The organism is Kribbella jejuensis (genome assembly GCF_006715085.1).
Taxonomy (GTDB): domain Bacteria; phylum Actinomycetota; class Actinomycetes; order Propionibacteriales; family Kribbellaceae; genus Kribbella; species Kribbella jejuensis.
In genome coordinates this window covers 431407-447747 of sequence record NZ_VFMM01000001.1, presented here as the reverse complement: position 1 = coordinate 447747, position 16341 = coordinate 431407, and the positions used below count along the sequence as shown (strand labels likewise).

Sequence of the window (16341 nt, the reverse complement as noted above, 5' to 3'; positions counted from 1 at the left end):
GTGAAGGTGAACCATGGACTACGGCCACGAGCTGGTCTTCGGCACGCTCCTGACCCCTACGGTCGACGCCCCGGACCGGGTGATCGCGCTGGCCCAGCTGACCGAGCAGGTCGGGCTGGACCTGGTGAGCTTCCAGGACCATCCGTACCAGCCGCGGTTGATGGACGCGTGGACGCTCGTGTCGGTCGTCGCCGCCCAGACCGAGCGCATCAAGGTGACCACGAACGTCGCCAACCTCCCGCTGCGGCATCCGGTCGTGCTCGCGCGGAGCGTCGCGACGCTGGACCTCATCACCGGTGGACGGGTCGAGCTCGGGCTGGGTGCCGGCGGATTCCTGGACGCGGTCGCGGCGAACGGTGGGCCGCGGTTGACGACCGGGCAGAGCATCACCGCTCTGGAGGAGGCCATCGCGATCATGCGCGAGGTCTGGACACCTGGTGGCGGTGGTATCCGGCTGGCCGGCAAGCACTACACCGTGGCCGGTGCGAAGCGCGGGCCGGCGCCTGCACACGACGTGTCGATCTGGCTCGGCGCTTACAAGCCCCGGATGCTCGCGTTGACCGGGCGGCTCGCCGACGGCTGGCTGCCGAGCAGTGGGTACGCCGGGCCCGATGAGCTTGCCGCTATGAACAAGGTGATCGACGAGGCGGCTGCGGACGCGGGCAGGGATCCTGCTGCGGTACGGCGGCTCTACAACATCTCTGGGCGCTTCAGTGGCGGCGGGGGCTTCCTGCAGGGGCCTGAGGAGGTGTGGATCGACCAGCTGACCGAGCTGACGCTGGGGGAGGGCATCAGCACGTACATCCTTGCCTCGGACAACCCGGACGACATCAGGCGGTTCGCCGAGGTGGCGGCTGGTGTGCGTGAGGCTGTGGCTGTCGGACGGTCCGGCGGTGCTGTGGCTCCGGCCGCTGCGGTGCCTGCGTCTGGCTTTGGAGTCGTACCGACACCACCTCCGGCCGTACGGCGTAGCGCAGTACAGCTGCTGGACGAGTCGGAGCGGCCGACTGGTCCGGCGCAGGACCCGAACCGGACGTACACGCCATACCAGCTGCAGTCCGGTCAGCACCTGATCGACGTACACGACCACTTGCGTGCCGAGCTCGAGCAGGTGCGCGATCTCGTCGAGCAGGTCGCTGCCGGGACGCTCGGGGTGGGCGCGGCGCGGTCACACATCAACACGATGACCATGCGGCAGAACAACTGGACCCTGGGGACGTACTGCGAGTCGTACTGCCGGCTCGTCACGACGCACCACTCACTGGAGGATGCCTCGCTGTTCCCGCACCTACGCCGGGCGGACCCCGCGCTCGCTCCGGTCGTGGACAGGCTGCAGGAGGAGCACAGGATCATCCACGACGTGCTGGAAGGTGTCGACAAGGCGCTGGTGGCCCTGGTGGACGGTTCAGGCAGCATCGACGGTCTGCGAGCAGCCGTGGACCTGCTCGACGACACGTTGCTCTCGCACCTCTCGTACGAGGAGCGTGAGCTGGTGGAGCCGCTGGCGCGGCTCGGGATCCTCTAGCTACTTCGCCTCGCCCAGCAGCGAGGCGAGGATGTCGAGCAGGCGGAGCGTCGGCACCTCGCCGAGCAGCCGGGCGGCGCTGGTGACCGGCTCCGCGATCAGCCGGACCTGGAGCAGCTTGAAGTCGCGGACGTTCGCAGGGTTCACCAGGTCGTCGCGGACCGCGGCGAGGAACGCCGAACCGGCCGCCGACGTGCCGTAGGTCATCCGGATGAAGCTGTCGGTCACCGGGTACAGGTACGGCCGCTTGAGGTGCAGCAGCTTCGACTTCTTCGCGTGCCCGAAGCCGCGGTGGCCGGTGAACTTGTCGTCGAGCGCCATCGCGGCCTCGAACAATTCACTGCCCGGCGCCGCGTCCTCCAGCCGCGCCTCCAGCGGGATCGCGGCGAGTTCCTTCTCGACGTCGACCTCGAGCAGCCACGGAATGTCCATCGCCCGCAGGTCCGACCCGATCACCATCGTCCTGGCCAGGTCCTCGAGCGTGATCTTGTTCGGATCGGAGCCGCCGACGGTGGTCATCCCCGGCAGCCCGTCGTAGTACTGCAGCACGGCGCCGTTCGTCTCGGCGTACAGCCGCAACTGCGCGATCGCCTCGTCGACGACGATCTTCCGGGTACCGATGTTCATGAGCCACACCCTCACACTCGTGGTGGCAAACCCGCCAGCGGGCGGACCATCATCCGAACGTTCCTCACACTGTTCCCGCAGATCGTAGCGACTCCCACCCCACCTCCACGCCAGGGTCACTCCCCGTCATCCACAACCCGTAACCATCCCCGTTCCCAAGGTGCCCATCCCGATAAACTCTCTGTCACCAGCCGACAACTGAACGGAGGCGGTAATTGGGTTGAGGGGGTGGGGTGGGGTGTTCATGATGGCGGTATGACTACGACCATTGGACTGTTGCGTTGTGGACCTGCGGCCTTTTTGGCTGGGGTTCAGCAGCAGGGTGGTCGGGGTTGGGAGTTGACGCTCGGTCAGTCGTGATCGGGGTGGTGGTCGCGGGGCTCTTGGCTGGGTACGGGGTTGCTGTGCCGGTCGGGCCTGTCGGGACCTACTTGGTGGCGTTGACTGCGCGGACTTCGTTGCGGGTCGGGGCGTTCGCGGCGCTCGGGGTTGCTTCGGCTGATGGCGTGTACGCGGCGGTGGCCGCGGGAGCGGGGTCGGTGCTTGCTCCGTTGCTGGTGCCTGTGGTCGAGCCCTTGCGGTGGACCTCGGTTGTCGTGTTGATCGGGCTCGCGGTCAGGGGTGCGGTCAAGGCGGTACGGCGGTACCGCGCGGCACGGATCGTTACGCTGCAGCAGGAGACGCCCGTCGGCGCGTGGACGGCGTACCTCGGGATGCTCGGGATGACGATGCTCAACCCGTGGACGGTGATCTACTTCGCCGCGCTGGTGCTCGGCGGATCGGGTGTCGCCGGGACCGGTGAGCGGGTCGTGTTCGTGCTGGCGGCGTTCGTCGCGTCGGCGAGTTGGCAACTGCTGCTCGCGGGTGGCGGCGCGCTGCTCGGGCGCGTACTGACCGGTCGGCTCGGTCGGCTGCTGACGGCGCTGGCGTCAACGGCGCTGATTGTCGTACTCGCCGTGCGGCTTGTCGCTTAGCATCGAAGTGTTACCCGGCCAGGAGCGAGTCCCTGGCCGGGTGACCCGCCGGCCAGGGACTCGCTCGGGATCAGCTGATCAGGAGCTCAGCCGCCGGTCGCGAAGAACGTCGCGAACACCTGCTGCAGTGCCGACGAGTCGATCAAGGTCGGGTTCGCGCTGCTCTGGTTGCTCCAGCCGTAGGTGTAGTCCATCACCGGGGACGGCACGAGCCGGTGCCACTCGGTCAGGATCGCGTGTTCCTGCGTCGCGGTCGGAAGGTTGTAGTAGTGGCTGGTCGTCCGCTCCTGGCCGAACGCCTGGTACACCGGAACGATCGTGGCCGGCGGGATCCCCGCTGCCTGCGCCGCGCTCACCTTCTCGCCGATCTTGCTGAGATCACACTGCGGGTGCGCGATCGAGCACGGGTACGGATCGAGGCCGATCAGGTCCACGTGCGTGGCCGCCGGCGCGAACGCCTTGTAGTCGGCGACCTTGCTCAGTACGACGAACGACTTCTGCCGGCCGCCGGTCGCGGCCCGGATGTAGTCGGCCCGCGACCGCAGCGCCGCGGGTCCGCCCGGGCAGTCGCTGATGTGCGGCTCGTCGGACAGGTAGTACGCGAACACCTTGGGGTTGGTGGCGAGCGCGTCGATCTTCGCCTTGAAGGTGGCGTCGACCGGGGCCGGGCACTTCTGGCCCAACCAGAACACCGCCTGTACGCCGGTCGGCAGCGTGCTCAGCACCGAGGTGGAGCCCGTGTCCGCCAGCGTGTAACCGAGTGCGAACGGTGCGGTCGATCCCTTCAGGTTGCTCAGGAAGTGCCGCGTCGGGGTCTGTGCTTCGGCCGGTGCGGCACCGGACGAGCCGGTGAGTACGACGACCAGGCTGGTCAGCAGGCTGAGCAGGACGGCACCGAAAGCGAGTTTCGTCTTACGCGTCACGAGCGGCCCCTCTCGTCGCGGGACGCGACAAGGACGCAGCGGGACGGGTGCGGGGTGGTGGGGGACATCGTCAAACCTCTCGGGGGCAGCCGGACGGCAGGGGTACCGTCCGGGCGGCAGGTCACCGCCCCCAGCATTCGGGCTGCAGCCGGGGCGGCGGCAGCCGAATGGCGGCAAGATGTCGGTGAGCTGCCACGACAGTTCACCGATCCCTGCCGGCCGTGACAATACCGTGACCTTTGCCGCCACCGCACCCGCCCCCCGGGTTGGCCCAGAATGACGCGGTGATCATTCGGCGCGGGGACGTGCGGATCGCGGTCACGGAGCGCGGTGGTGACGGCCCGGCCGTGGTGCTGTTGCACGGGTTGGCCGGTAGTTCGCGGGAGTTGCTGCCGACCGCGGATGCGCTGATCGACCGCTTCCGGGTGCTGCTGATCGATCAGCGCGGACACGGCGGCAGTACCCGCCGGCCCGCGGATGTCTCTCGTCAGGCGTACGTCGGCGACGTGGTCGCTGTCATCGAAGAGCTGCTGCCCTCGCAACGGGTCAGGCTGGTCGGTCAGTCGATGGGAGCACACACCGCGATGCTTACTGCGGCTGCGCGGCCCGATCTGGTCGACCGGTTGGTGATGCTCGAAGGTAACGCGGCCGGGGACAACCGTCCCGAGGAAGCGCGGAAGATCGGGGAGTACTTCGCGTCCTGGCCCGTACCGTTCGCGGACGAGGACGCCGCGCAGGCGTTCCTGGGTGACGGTCCGTTGGCAGTTGCCTGGCGCAACGATCTGGAACGGACCGCCGACGGGTTACGGCCGCGGTTCGACGCCGATGTCATGGAGGCCACGATCGCCGCGGTGCAGGAGGAGCGCTGGACCGAGTAGGAGAATCTCAGCACCCCGACGTTGGCGGTGTTTGCCGACGACGGCATGTTCACCGCGGCGCAGAAGGACGAGCTGATCCGGCGCCGGCCGGCGACGCGACGCGTGGACCTGGCCGGCGCGAGTCATGACGCCCACCTGGACGCGTTCGACCAGTGGATCTGCGTGCTCCGCGAGTACCTCTAGAGGCGGCGTTCGACGGCAGCCCCTGGGTTGAGGAAGAGCAGCACCGGCGGACCGGTGTTCGGCAGGATCTGCGCGTACGCCTGGAGCTGAGGAGCGTAGTACGCGACGCGACTGTCCAGCGCGGCGGTGGGGACCGCGTCGGTCTTGTAGTCGACGATCGTCAGCCGGCCGTCGTCCTCGCGGTAGATCAGGTCGACGAAACCTTCGAGCACGGTGCCGTCGGGCTGGACCGCGCCGACGTACGACTCTCGCCAGTGTTCGCGGACGGCGGCTCGCTGGACGACGTCCGAGGCCAGCGCCGACCGGACGAGCGCCGTGACCACGTCGGTGTACTCCAGGACGCCCTCGGCGAGGCACTGGGTCGCGACCGCCGCTTCGAGGCCGGCGCCGGTGCCAAGGTCGACGACTTGGAGTACGGCGTGGACGGCACGGCCGATCGCGGTGCCGTAACGGCCCTTCGACCACGGCGGCAGCTCGAGGTCGCGGGCGCCCTTCGCCGTGCCGGGGTCGACGTCGGCAAGCACAACATCGGGGCCGGTGCCTTCGAGGCCGGAGGCGCTTTGCGCGGAGCGGCGCCGGCTTGCCGCCTGGGCCACCGAGGCGCGTGCCTCCCATTCCGTGCGGGAGATCGGTGGAGCAATGTCCGGGTCGGCGGTCGGCTCGCGGTCGGGGACGGGTCGACCGGTGAAAAGAGTCGCGTGTGGTGCTTCGACGCCCCCGGCCGTCGCGAGGAGCTCGGCGTTGCTCGTGTGCCGCCGGTTGCCGGAGCGATGCAGCGAGACGACGAGGTGGTCGCGGGCGCGGGTCGCGGCGACGTACAGCAGGCGGCGGCGTTCGTAGTCGTCCATCTGCTCGTCGACGGGCTGTACCAGGTCGAAGTCCTCGGTCTGGACGGACGACTTGAGCTTCACCGCATACCCACCGGACGGCGGCCAGAGGACCTGGACACCGCGCTGCCGGTTCGGCGACGCGGTCATGCCGGACAGAATCACGATCGGGAACTCGAGGCCCTTCGCGGCATGGATCGTCATCACCCGGACCGCGTCGGCGTCGGTCTCGGGCAGCACGGCCTCGGCGACGCGGGACGTTTCCTCGCCCTGGTGGGCGGCCCAGGCGAGGTACGAACGGAGTCCGCCGTGCTCGACCTCGGACCACGCCCGCGCCTGGTCGACGACGAACCGGATCCGGCGCCAGGCGTCCCGGGCGCGCGGGCCGATCGCGGCGACCTCAAGCATCCGGCGGTCCGCGACGATCTTCGCGAGTACTTCGCTGGGTGTCAGCCAGCGGGCGGCGTAGTACGTGCGGCGGAGCCACTCCATCGCTTCGCCGACCGGGTGGGCGAGGAGCTGGTCGGGGACCGGGGCGGTCAGCGTGAACGTCCCGCCATCGCGTTTCCAGGTGTAGAGGTCGTCGTCGCCGCAGCCGAACAGCGGTGAGCGGAGCGTGGTGACGAGCGCGAGTTGGTCGCTCGGGTCGCCGAGCGCGCGGGCGCAGGCGAGCAGGTCGCGGACCTCGGCGGTTTGGTACACGAGCGAGCTGGCCTCGGCGCGGTACGGGATGTCGGCGCGGTCGAGGGCGTCCTCGAGGAACGGGAGTGACGTACGGGCCGGGACGAGGACCGCGATGTCGCCGGCTTCGGCGGGGCGCCAGGTTTCGGCGCGGTCGTCGTACACGAGCCAGCCGTCGCGGAGTGCCTCCTCGATGACGGCCGCGACATCGGTCGCTTCGCGTTCGCGGAGGACGGACGCCTGGGCGCGGGGGAGGTCGTCGTGCGGTACGGCGCCGAGGATGGTGACGGCTGGACCGGCGGAGGGGTCTTCGGGTTGGTCGGGCGGTGGTTCGAGCGGTACGTCGTCGCGCCGGCGGAACGGAAGGACTGCGGCCAGATCGCGGACCTCAGCCAGCCCGTGCACCTCGGTCAGCCCGTGGACCTCGGTCAGCCCGTGGACCTCGGCCGGATCGTGGACCTCGGGCTCGTCGTCGGAGTCGAAGAGCGTGGGCTCGTCGAAGATCGAGAGCTGGTCGCCCTCGACCGGCCCGAGACCACGGGCAGGACCGGTGCCACGCCCCGGGCTGGTGTCACGTGCCGGGCTGGTGTCACGTGAAGGGCTGGTGTCACGGCCGGGGCCGGTGCCAGGCGCCGGTCTGGTGTCACCGCCGGGACCGATGTCACGTGCCGGGCTGATGTCACCGCCGGAGCCGGTGTCTCCGCCGGGACGGTTGTCACGGCCGAGGCCGGTGTTACGCGCCGGGCTGGTGTCGCCGCCGGGGCTGGTGTCATCCGCGGGGCCTAGGGCACGGGGCGAGACGGGGGGACCGGACTGGCTGGGCCGCGCCAGCGCGGAGGTTGCGGCATCTGAGGCCCGCGCGGCGGCGTGGGGCGGGTTGGTGCGGTGCGGGGCGAGGGACTGGTACGACGGCTGGGCGGCTTCCTGGGGCTGGATCAGGGTGCCGAAGACCGTGTTGATCCAGTCCAGGACGGGAGGCACGGTGCGGAAGTTCGTGGTCAGCGCGACCGTTTCGCCGAGCAGGTCCTGGGCGGTCAGGTACGTCGCGATGTTGGCGCGGCGGAACCGGTAGATCGACTGCTTCGGGTCGCCGACGACGAACAGCCGCCCCTCCGGGACCTCGATGTCCTGCCAGTCGGCCGCGTCGGCCTCGGCGCCGCCGGCGATCCGCACCGCGAGCTCGATCTGGATCGGGTCGGTGTCCTGGAACTCGTCGAGCAGCAGCCGCTCGTACCGCTCCTGCAGGTCGGCTCGCACCTCCGCATCGCGGCGGAGCAGATCGCGGGCGAGGACGAGCAGATCGTGGAACTCGAGTCGTCCGTCCGCGCGTCGCAGCTCGGCCGATTCCAGCACCCGCTCGGCGATCCAATGCGAAAGATGCCGGAGGCAAGCGTCGAGGAGCAGCTCGACGAGGGAACCGGCGACGTCGACGACCTCGCTGCAGTCGGAACGGACCTTGGCGATGTCGGGCCAGTTCTCCTTGCGGCCGATGCGTCCGATCTTCAGGCCACGCAGCGTTTGCAGGAACGAGAGCTGGGTTTCCTGGTCCGACGCGGAGTCCAGCATCAGACCGAGTTCGCGGATCTGCACGAGCTTCGGCAGCAGGCGGTCCTCGGGGTCGAGGCAGGACTCGGCGGCCGCGCCGATCTGGGCGGCCGCGGCGATCAGGCCGGTCAGATCGGGCATCGCGACGAGCTCCGGCGGATCGACGAGAACCCGCTCGGCGATCAGGTCCCAATCGTTGCCGAACAACCGGGCGAGCGAGCGCAGATGCTTGAGCTCGACGCCGACGGCCATTGCCAGCAGCAACGGTTCGGCGATCGAGTCGTCGTCCAGGAGTTGCTGCTGCAGCTCGGCCCAGCGTTCCTCGAAGGCGACCGACGAACCCACCTCGTCGAGTACGTCGATCAGCGGCGGCAGACCGGCTTCGATCGGGTGCGCGAGCAGGATCTGCTGCGCGAACGAGTGCAGCGTGCCGATCGACGCGGAGTCCAGATCGTCCAGCGCCGCGTCGGCGAGGTCGCGGTTGGCACCCTTGCGGGCCTTCTCGAACTCGACCCGGAGCCGGTCGCGCAGTTCGGCACCGGCCTTCTCGGTGAAGGTCACGGCGGCGATCGTCCGCAACGGGACACCGTCCCGCAGAACCAGCGTCGTGACCCGGTCGACGAGCGCATGAGTCTTCCCCGAACCCGCACCCGCCTCGACGAACAGCGTGGTATCGGTGTCGGTCCGGATCCGCTCCCGGGCCGGTCCATCAAGAAGCTGCTCAGTCATCCACAGCTCCCTTGGTCGGCAGCGTACGGCGGGAGGCTAGTCATCTGATGCCTCCTCCGTCGTGAGCGCGGCCGGGTCGATCAGGCGGACCAGCCGCTCGAGGGTCGGGTCGTGGCGTTTGCGGTCCCACCTCGCGCGGACCTCACTGTGGCCAAGGCCGTCGGGATTGCAGTACGGGCATTGGACCCACAGGAAGTCCGGTACTTCGGGGGCCTTCGGCGGGAAGAGGCCCGCAGCCATCGAGGAGACGATCACATCAAGCGTTTCGACGTACCGGGCCTCGACCTCCGGTATCAGCGGGACCGGGATCCGTTTGCCGCCCCGGCGGACGAACCAGTACGACGCCTCGACCGGCGTGGACGGCTCGCCCAAGCGCGCGCGGGCGGCGTATGCGTACACCGGCAACTGCAGCTTGGTCCCGCCCGCGACCGGATCGGTCTCGATGCCTTCGTACCGCGAGAAGCCGCCCGTCTTCACGTCGGTCACGTAGATCGTGCCGTCCGCGCCGAGGTCGACCTTGTCCGCCGAACCGCGGAGCAGCACCCGCCCGGACGGCACCGGGATCTCCACCGGCGGCTCGCCGTCGAGCCCGAACCGCAGCTCGCTCGCGACCACCGACGCGGATCGCTCCGAACGCCACCGATCGTCGTCGGTGAGCAGCACCATCAGGTCGCCGAGGATCCGCAACCGCTCGCGCTGCCACAACCGTGGATGCCCGGTCAGCCCTTCGGCCTCGAACTGATCCGCGAAATCCGCCCCGATCGCGAGCAACAACGACCGTTGCTCATCCGTCCAGGGCTCACCGTACCCAGGCAGCGAACCCGCCAGCCCCAGCCGCGACACGAACGCATCCAGACTGTCGTGGATCAGGTTCCCGATCTGCACCGGCGAGATCACCAGCAGATCCTCCGGCGCCTCGAGCGGCTCCACCTGAAGCAGCCGCTCGACGAAGTACGCGTGCGGACAGGTCGCGTACGACTCCAGCGACGTCGGCGACGCGATCCGGTCCTCTACCGCGAACTCGGGCAGTCCGGACACCCCCGACAGGTCCCCGTCGAACCGTGTGAACGCCATCGACGCCCGCCCGCGCAACAACTCCCGAGCCCGCACCAGAACGCCGTCGTGGACCCACAACCGTGCCGCGGCCGCCCGCGTCTGCCACTCCTGCTCGGTCGCCGGCATCGTTGCCGTTGTCAACGAACCGGCGTACGACGCCGAGGTCCGCAAGACCTCGCCGTACCGGTCCCACTGGGTCGCGGGCAGCCCGTGGTCACCGGTCAGCTCGCGCAGCGAACCGAGCAGCCACCGCGTGGGCAAGCGCCGCGACGACCTCCGCAGATCGCCGCGCGGGAACGACGCCACCACTCGCGCGCCGGCTGAGAACGCGACCAGCAGATGCCGTTGCTTCTCGTCCAGCCGATCCCGGAACGACGCGAGCTCCGGCGCCGCCGCCTCGCGCACGCGATGGGGGAGCAGCGCGTCCTCGTGCACCCGTCCCGGATACAGGTCCTCGGACAGACCGACGACGTACACGAGGTCGGCCGACAACCCGATGCTCGCGGACAACGGCGCCACCAGAACACCCGTGCCGAAAGAGCCGACGCGCGGCAGCGACTGCTGCAACTCGAGGTCGAGGACGTCACGCAGTACGGCGAGACTGGCCGGCGTGCCGAGCTCGTCGAGCGTCGACAGGCCCTTCAACGACCCCTCGACCGCGGCCGCGGCGTACTGCTCCTCGATGGGCAACGACGAATAGTCCCCGAGCAGATCGTGGAACAGGCGCAGCACGCCCTCGGACAACGAGGTCCAGGTCTCCAGCTCCGCAAGCTCGTTCAGCCGACGGCGCAGCGTGGAGGCGAAAGCGTGCAGCCGCTCAGCTTTTGAGGCGTTGTACTGCGCGCGCCGGACGGCTGCGGGCCGTGGATCCTCAGCCGCTTCCTCCTGATCGGCGGTCCGCCGTTCGGACTCCGCGTATCGCTTCAGCCGGGTGTCCCAGTCGTCGCCTCGCACCACACCGGCCGCGCGCGACATCCGCTCCCACTGCGGTACCGGAATGCGGTCGCCGGCGAAGTCCCGCGTCGGCGCGTTCGCGAGCGCGCGGAACACGTCCGCCCGCGGCAGGTCATGGTCGACCAGCGCCAGCACTTCGAGAAGCGTCCGCGCGATTGCCCGCTCGTGCACCGGCCGCGTCCCGGGACCGTTGACCTCGATCCGCGCGGCGGACAGATGCTCGTGCAGGAGACGCGCATACGGCGAGGCGGCTGCGTACAGCACCGCGATCCGATGCGCGGGGGTGTGCTCCAGCGCGGCGACCACGTCGCGGACCACGCAGCGCACCTCGTCGTCGGCGTCGGACGCGTTCAGGATCTCGGTCGCGACCGGGTAGTTCTTCGAGATCGACGTCGGCAGGTCGATACCGATCCGCTCGAGCGAACGCCGGACCGCGCGATCGGCCCGGCGGACGTCGGTCAGGCCGACGATGACGGTGAGGTCCGCGGCGGCGTCGCCCAGCGCGGCCACGAAGGCGGCCTCGGACTGCGTCAGCTCCTGCGGGAGATACAGCACCAGAGCGCCGAGTTCGCGGACCGTGTCAGCCGTGACGGCGGCCGCGGCGGCGCGCAGCAGGTCGGTTGCGTCGTACCAGTCGGCGGCCAGCTCGGCCGTCACGTGGCGGTGCAGCCGGATCAGGTCGGGACCGAGCGCGGATGCTGCGGCGACCTTGTCCAGCGCAGGTTCGCTGAGGTCGCGGAGCTCGTTGTGGGCTGAGGCAAGCGCTTGGATGGTCGACGGATGCTCTGCTACTTCCGCGAAGATCCCCGGCGCCTTCGCGAGCGCCGTACGCCAGGTCGCGGCGACGATCGGACGGGTCGCGGGCCGGCGCGGCGACAGCAGGCCGGCGGCGATCTGCTCGGCGAGCCGCTCCAGGGTCGCGAGATACAGACCACCGATCGAGGTCTGGGCGAGCTGGCGGCGGGCGATCACGCCGGACAGGTTGTTCGGCAGCAGCAGCGTGACAGGGGTCATCGGATCGTCGGCTTTCAGTCCTGCGACCACGGCCTGCAGGCGCTCCAGAGCCGCGGCGCCGTACGCCGTGCTCTCGATCCGCGTGCTGCTCATCAGGAAACTCCTGTCGTTCAACTGTCATCGCAGACGGTAGACCCTGCCACGGACAGAAAGTCGAAGGGCCGCGAAACGCCACGTTTTCTGCAGGTCCGGTGGTGGCCTCGCACACTGGAGAAATGACGGGCACCGATAATGCTCCGATGACCGCTGCGGTGCATCACGTCGAGATCTGGGTCCCGGACCTGTCCCGGGCAGCTGCGAGTTGGGGCTGGGTACTCAACCGGCTGGGCTGGAAGGACGGTGACGGCTGGCCGGGCGGGATGACCTGGACCGCGCCCGACGGGAGCTACGTCGTGGTCGAGCAGAGCCCGGCGATGTCCGCGGCCGAGCACGACCGGATGCGGCCGGGGATGAACCACCTGGCGCTGAACGCGGCCAGTCGTGCCGAGGTCGACGGGATCGTCGCGGAGGCGGTCGCGCACGGCTGGACGCTGATGTTCGCCGACCGCCATCCGTACGCCGGCGGCCCGCAGCATTACGCCGCCTTCCTGCACAACGAGGACGGCTACGAGGTGGAGATCGTCGCGCCTGGTTGACAGATGAGACGACTGATACCTGGAGTGACCACTGGGGCTACTGGTGTGACACGATTACCCCAGGCAAAGGTGGTCGCGGGGCAAGGGTGGAAGGACGATGCTCGTGACGGAGAAGCCTGACGGGGATCCGGCCGCACCGGAGGTCCTGGAAGCGCGGATCCGGGGGTTGCAGCACGCGCTGGGGCAGCTGCTCGACAACGCGCGGCGGCTCACGTACGGCGAACACCAGCGCGCCGTGAAGCTGCATCGTCAGCTGCAGGAGCAGACGGCCGCGGCACGGCGTGAGTCGAGGTCACTCGTCGACGCGAAGACCGCCGAGGCATTGTCGGAGGCCGAGCCGAAGGCACGCTTGCTGGCGGATCGCCTCGCGCCCGGGCTGGCCGCCGTACCGCCGAACGACGCGCGCTGGCGTTCGCGTCAACTCGTCGGTGCCGGCGTCCCGTCGTACGTCCGCGTCGGCGAACTCGAGACCGGTACGCCGGTGGTCGCGCCACTGCTGCGGACGAACGGGTGGAAGGTGACCGCCGACCGCAACGAGTCTGCCCGCCGGCTGCTGCAGAGCATCGCACTTCGGCTGGTCGCGGCCGCCGAACCGTTCCGGCTGCGCATCGACGCGTTCGATCCCAAGCTCACCGGGATGATGGGGCTCCTCGGTCACCTGACCACGAAGTACCCGCAATTGGTGCCTAGGGCAACACACACCGCGGAGCAGTTGCACACGGTGCTGTCCGGTCTGGTCGACGTGTCGTCGTTGCGGGCCAGCCGGCAGGCGCAGCTCGGGCACGAGCGGTTCGAGGACCTGTTGAAGGAGACCGGCCAGGTCACCGATCCTTATCGGGTCGTCATCCTGTTCGACTATCCCTTCGGCATCGACACGCTCGCGCAGCGGGATCTGCTCCGGCTCGCCGCGACCGCGGGCAAGCGCGGCATCTGTTTCCTCGTGCACTACGACGCGTCCGCCGCGGCCGAGCTCGACGTCGATTCGAAACAGTTGCTGGAGCTGCTCAATCCGGTTGCCATCGTCAACGACCGGGTCGAGATCCCACAGTTGCCGCCGGCCCGGCTCGACCCGCCGTTCGACGCCGGGATCGCCGCACGGATCTGCGACGTGATCGCCGAGCAGGCAGACAGCGCCGTGCTGCCGACCATCGACTTCGATCGGACCTTGCCGGATCGATCCACGTGGTGGCAACCGGTCAAGGACGAGATCGGCACCGTGATCGGGTACGACGACCGCACCCCGGCGCTGGTGCGGTTGCGCAGCGGCAACCCGGCGCTGCCGCACGTCCTCGTCGGTGGCGCCGTCGGTCAGGGCAAGTCGAACCTGCTGCTCGTGATGATCCACGGTCTCGCCGCGCGGCACTCGCCGGCCGACCTGGAGATGTACCTGCTCGACTTCAAGCACGGTGTCGAGTTCTCGGCGCTCGGCCCAGGTCCGGATCGGCCGCACTGGCTGCCGCAGATCCGGGTGCTCGGCGTGCACTCCGACCGCGCGTTCGGTCTCGCCGTACTGCGTCACCTGTCCGACGAGCTCGCCCGCCGCAGCGAGGTGTTCAAGTCGCACGGGAACGTCGCGGACATCGCGGAGCTTCTGCCCGGACCGGATCGGCCGCCGCGGATCCTCGTCGTACTGGACGAGTTCCAGGTGCTGCTCGAGGACGACGACGAACTGGCGGACGAGGCCGCGAAACTCCTCGAACGACTCGTTCGGCTCGGGCGTGCGTACGGCGTCCACGTGGTCCTCGCGACGCAGACGATCGAGGGCGTGAAGCGGCTGTCGACGCGGCGTGACTCGATCTTCGGGCAGGTGCCGTACCGGATCGCGCTGAAGACGACGCCGGCCGACTCGCAGGCGATCCTGCGCAGTGGGAACACGGCCGCGGCCGAGCTGCAGTTCCGTGGTGAGGCAGTGCTGAACGCGAACTTCGGCTCGCCGGACGACAACCAGCACGTGCTCGTGAGCTTTGCGGACAAGGCCGTTCTGGACTCCTTGCGAGAGGAGCTGTGGACGCGCGCCGGCTCGTCGGTGCATGCGCCCCGGGTGTTCCATCTCGCTGAGCCGGCGCGGTTGACGGACACGGCGACAGCGGTGAAGCCCGAGTTGGGCCGGCCGTGGACCGGGTTGCCGATCGCGGTGACGGAGGAGCCGGTCGCGGTCGAGGTACGCCCCGAACCGGGCGCGGGCGTGCTGGTGCTGGGGGACGGGCCGGCGGACGCGCTCGGGGTGCTGACGGGTCTCGCCGTGTCGACAGCGGCGGCTGCGGTCGAACCGCCTCGCTTTGTGTTCGTCGATGGTACGAACTCCGCGCCCGCCGTTGCTGAGGGCAAGGATGCATTGATTCAGGTACTGCGCCAGCTCGGCTGCGAGGTCGAGACCGTCGACAAGCACGACGAGATCGCGCCGCGGCTGTTCGCGCTGCGGGACGCGATGCGCGACGGGCGCGCCGGGTCGACGTACCTGCTCGGCTTCGGATTCCACGGCGTACCACGGATGCAGCTGCACGCGGAGGGGTACTTCGAGAGCCCGGCGAACGCGCTGCAGGACATCGTGCGGGACGGGCCCGCCCACGGACTCATCACGTACGGGTGGTGGAACCGGCTGCACGTCTGCACCGAGCAGCTCGGGTACGGGCGGGCCAACGTGGCGACACACATGTTCCTCCGGCACCCGCAGGACGGCGTACGCGCGGTGGCCGGGCCGCTGGTGCGCTGGGCGTCCGAGCCGCACCGGGCGTTGCTGTGGGACGGGCTGCATCCCGAGGCCCAGGTGGTCGTACCGTTCGCGGCGCTGCGTTCGGACGAGGTGGAACGTGCGGTGGAGTTGGTACGGCGATGAAGACTGACGAGCAGGTCTGGTCCGAGTACGTGCGCGCGCTGCGGACCGTCGCGATGGCGCGGGCCGACGCGCAGCAGGCGCAGGACCGGCTGACCGCGCACAAGTCGAAGGCGGAGAAGACCGCGGCTGCCGAGGCGGACGCGATGGCCGAGCGCGGGCGGAACCTGCAGACCCGGCTGAACGAGCTCGCCGAGAAGGCCGCCGAGAGCCTGCAGCGGGCCGGGCTGCCCGCCGAGGGCAAGCGCGCGAACCACACGCTGCCCGAGATCCGCGCGCTCAACGACATCGAGACCGTCGCGGAACGGATCACCTCCCAGCTCGCCGAGGCCGTCGATCAGCTCGAGGACCTCAGGACCAAGGCCCGGCGCCTCCAGGAGCTGCGGCGGCGGCGTACCATCAGCGCGGTCCTGGCGCTGGCCGGGTTCGTCCTGGTGTGGGTGATCACCGGATCGTTCCCGGCCGGCGTCGAGGCCGCCGTGATCGCTGCCGTCACGATGCTGGCCGCGTCCCGGGTACTGGGGCTGCCGCGGCTGCCCGTCGCGCGCTGGTGGGGCTGGGGTGGTGCCGGCCTCGTCTTCGCGGCGATGGCGGCCGGACTGCCCTGGTGGCTCGGGATCCTGGTACCGGTCGTGGTGGCGGGTACGGCGATCGTGCTGCCGAAGAAGCGCAACTAGTTTGGGAGTGGTTGAGGTGTCCGACGTACTGCGGCTCAAGGAACAGCTGCACCAGGTCTCGATGGAGGCCAAGCAGGCAGCGGGTGGCCTGGCCGGGTTCAAGCTCCGCTTCACGCAGCACAGCCAACTCGTGGAGAGCCTGATCGCGGGTACCGCGACCGGTATCGACCGCGACATCACCGAGATCCTCGAGGCCGCGAGCAAGGCGGTCGAACAGGCCGCCGAGGCGCTCGAGATCGCGTCCGCCGGCTGCAAGAACTACGCCGACCAGATCTGACCT

12 protein-coding genes are annotated in these 16341 nt (G+C 69.6%); 8 read left to right on the top strand and 4 right to left on the bottom strand.

Annotated elements, in window-relative coordinates; genetic code table 11:
• Window positions 1–13 precede the first annotated feature (13 nt).
• A complete protein-coding gene (locus FB475_RS02110; RefSeq protein ID WP_141852008.1) occupies window positions 14–1525 on the top strand; it encodes an LLM class flavin-dependent oxidoreductase in 1512 nt (503 codons plus the stop codon).
• Here FB475_RS02110 and FB475_RS02105 read toward each other — a convergent pair whose 3' ends face one another.
• Window positions 1526–2152, bottom strand: a complete 627-nt coding sequence (locus FB475_RS02105; protein ID WP_141852006.1) for a DUF6308 family protein — start codon at window positions 2150–2152, stop codon at window positions 1526–1528.
• A gap of 332 nt (window positions 2153–2484) precedes the next feature.
• On the opposite strand from FB475_RS02105, the gene FB475_RS02100 reads away from it, so the two are divergent.
• Window positions 2485–3126 carry a LysE family transporter gene (locus FB475_RS02100; RefSeq protein WP_238331910.1) on the top strand — a complete coding sequence of 214 codons (642 nt, stop codon included), beginning with the start codon at window positions 2485–2487 and terminating at the stop codon, window positions 3124–3126.
• Between the two features lie 86 nt (window positions 3127–3212).
• On the opposite strand, the gene FB475_RS02095 is transcribed toward FB475_RS02100, so the two are convergent.
• Window positions 3213–4049, bottom strand: coding sequence for a hypothetical protein (locus FB475_RS02095; protein ID WP_141852002.1), 837 nt, complete (start codon window positions 4047–4049; stop codon window positions 3213–3215).
• Between the two features lie 284 nt (window positions 4050–4333).
• On the opposite strand from FB475_RS02095, the gene FB475_RS02090 reads away from it, so the two are divergent.
• Both FB475_RS02090 and FB475_RS37130 read left to right on the top strand, forming a co-directional pair.
• Window positions 4334–4927 (top strand): alpha/beta fold hydrolase, encoded by a 594-nt coding sequence (locus tag FB475_RS02090; protein ID WP_202878237.1) that lies wholly within the window; start codon window positions 4334–4336, stop codon window positions 4925–4927.
• Window positions 4928–4948: 21 nt separating this feature from the next.
• Window positions 4949–5110 carry a hypothetical protein gene (locus FB475_RS37130; protein WP_202878236.1) on the top strand — a complete coding sequence of 54 codons (162 nt, stop codon included), beginning with the start codon at window positions 4949–4951 and terminating at the stop codon, window positions 5108–5110.
• On the opposite strand, the gene FB475_RS02085 is transcribed toward FB475_RS37130, so the two are convergent.
• Window positions 5107–8892: a UvrD-helicase domain-containing protein gene (locus tag FB475_RS02085; protein WP_141852000.1), complete on the bottom strand. Its 3786-nt coding sequence runs from the start codon at window positions 8890–8892 to the stop codon at window positions 5107–5109. The genes FB475_RS37130 and FB475_RS02085 overlap by 4 nt on opposite strands.
• A 36-nt stretch (window positions 8893–8928) precedes the next feature.
• A complete protein-coding gene (locus FB475_RS02080) occupies window positions 8929–12009 on the bottom strand; it encodes a PD-(D/E)XK nuclease family protein (protein WP_141851998.1) in 3081 nt (1026 codons plus the stop codon).
• Between the two features lie 146 nt (window positions 12010–12155).
• On the opposite strand from FB475_RS02080, the gene FB475_RS02075 reads away from it, so the two are divergent.
• The 4 genes from FB475_RS02075 (at window position 12156) to FB475_RS02060 (ending at window position 16338) form a co-directional block, all read left to right on the top strand.
• On the top strand, window positions 12156–12551 hold the full coding sequence (locus FB475_RS02075; protein ID WP_141851996.1) for a VOC family protein: 396 nt from the start codon (window positions 12156–12158) through the stop codon (window positions 12549–12551).
• Between the two features lie 103 nt (window positions 12552–12654).
• Window positions 12655–15387 carry an FtsK/SpoIIIE domain-containing protein gene (locus FB475_RS02070; protein WP_238331909.1) on the top strand — a complete coding sequence of 911 codons (2733 nt, stop codon included), beginning with the start codon at window positions 12655–12657 and terminating at the stop codon, window positions 15385–15387.
• Window positions 15384–16061 (top strand): hypothetical protein, encoded by a 678-nt coding sequence (locus tag FB475_RS02065; RefSeq protein ID WP_141851992.1) that lies wholly within the window; start codon window positions 15384–15386, stop codon window positions 16059–16061. The genes FB475_RS02070 and FB475_RS02065 overlap by 4 nt, the downstream gene beginning before the upstream one ends.
• Window positions 16062–16068: 7 nt before the next feature.
• The gene (locus FB475_RS02060) at window positions 16069–16338 is read left to right on the top strand and encodes a hypothetical protein (protein WP_238332251.1); all 270 of its coding nucleotides are present in this window, start codon (window positions 16069–16071) and stop codon (window positions 16336–16338) included.
• Window positions 16339–16341: the final 3 nt, after the last annotated feature.

Bases quoted from the DNA above. Each gene is read 5' to 3' on its own strand.
- FB475_RS02110 (WP_141852008.1), top strand. From the start codon at position 14: ATGGACTACGGCCACGAGCTGGTCTTCGGCACGCTCCTGACCCCTACG.
- FB475_RS02105 (WP_141852006.1), bottom strand. From the start codon at position 2,152: ATGAACATCGGTACCCGGAAGATCGTCGTCGACGAGGCGATCGCGCAG.
- FB475_RS02085 (WP_141852000.1), bottom strand. From the start codon at position 8,892: ATGACTGAGCAGCTTCTTGATGGACCGGCCCGGGAGCGGATCCGGACC.
- FB475_RS02080 (WP_141851998.1), bottom strand. From the start codon at position 12,009: ATGAGCAGCACGCGGATCGAGAGCACGGCGTACGGCGCCGCGGCTCTG.
- FB475_RS02075 (WP_141851996.1), top strand. From the start codon at position 12,156: ATGACCGCTGCGGTGCATCACGTCGAGATCTGGGTCCCGGACCTGTCC.
- FB475_RS02065 (WP_141851992.1), top strand. From the start codon at position 15,384: ATGAAGACTGACGAGCAGGTCTGGTCCGAGTACGTGCGCGCGCTGCGG.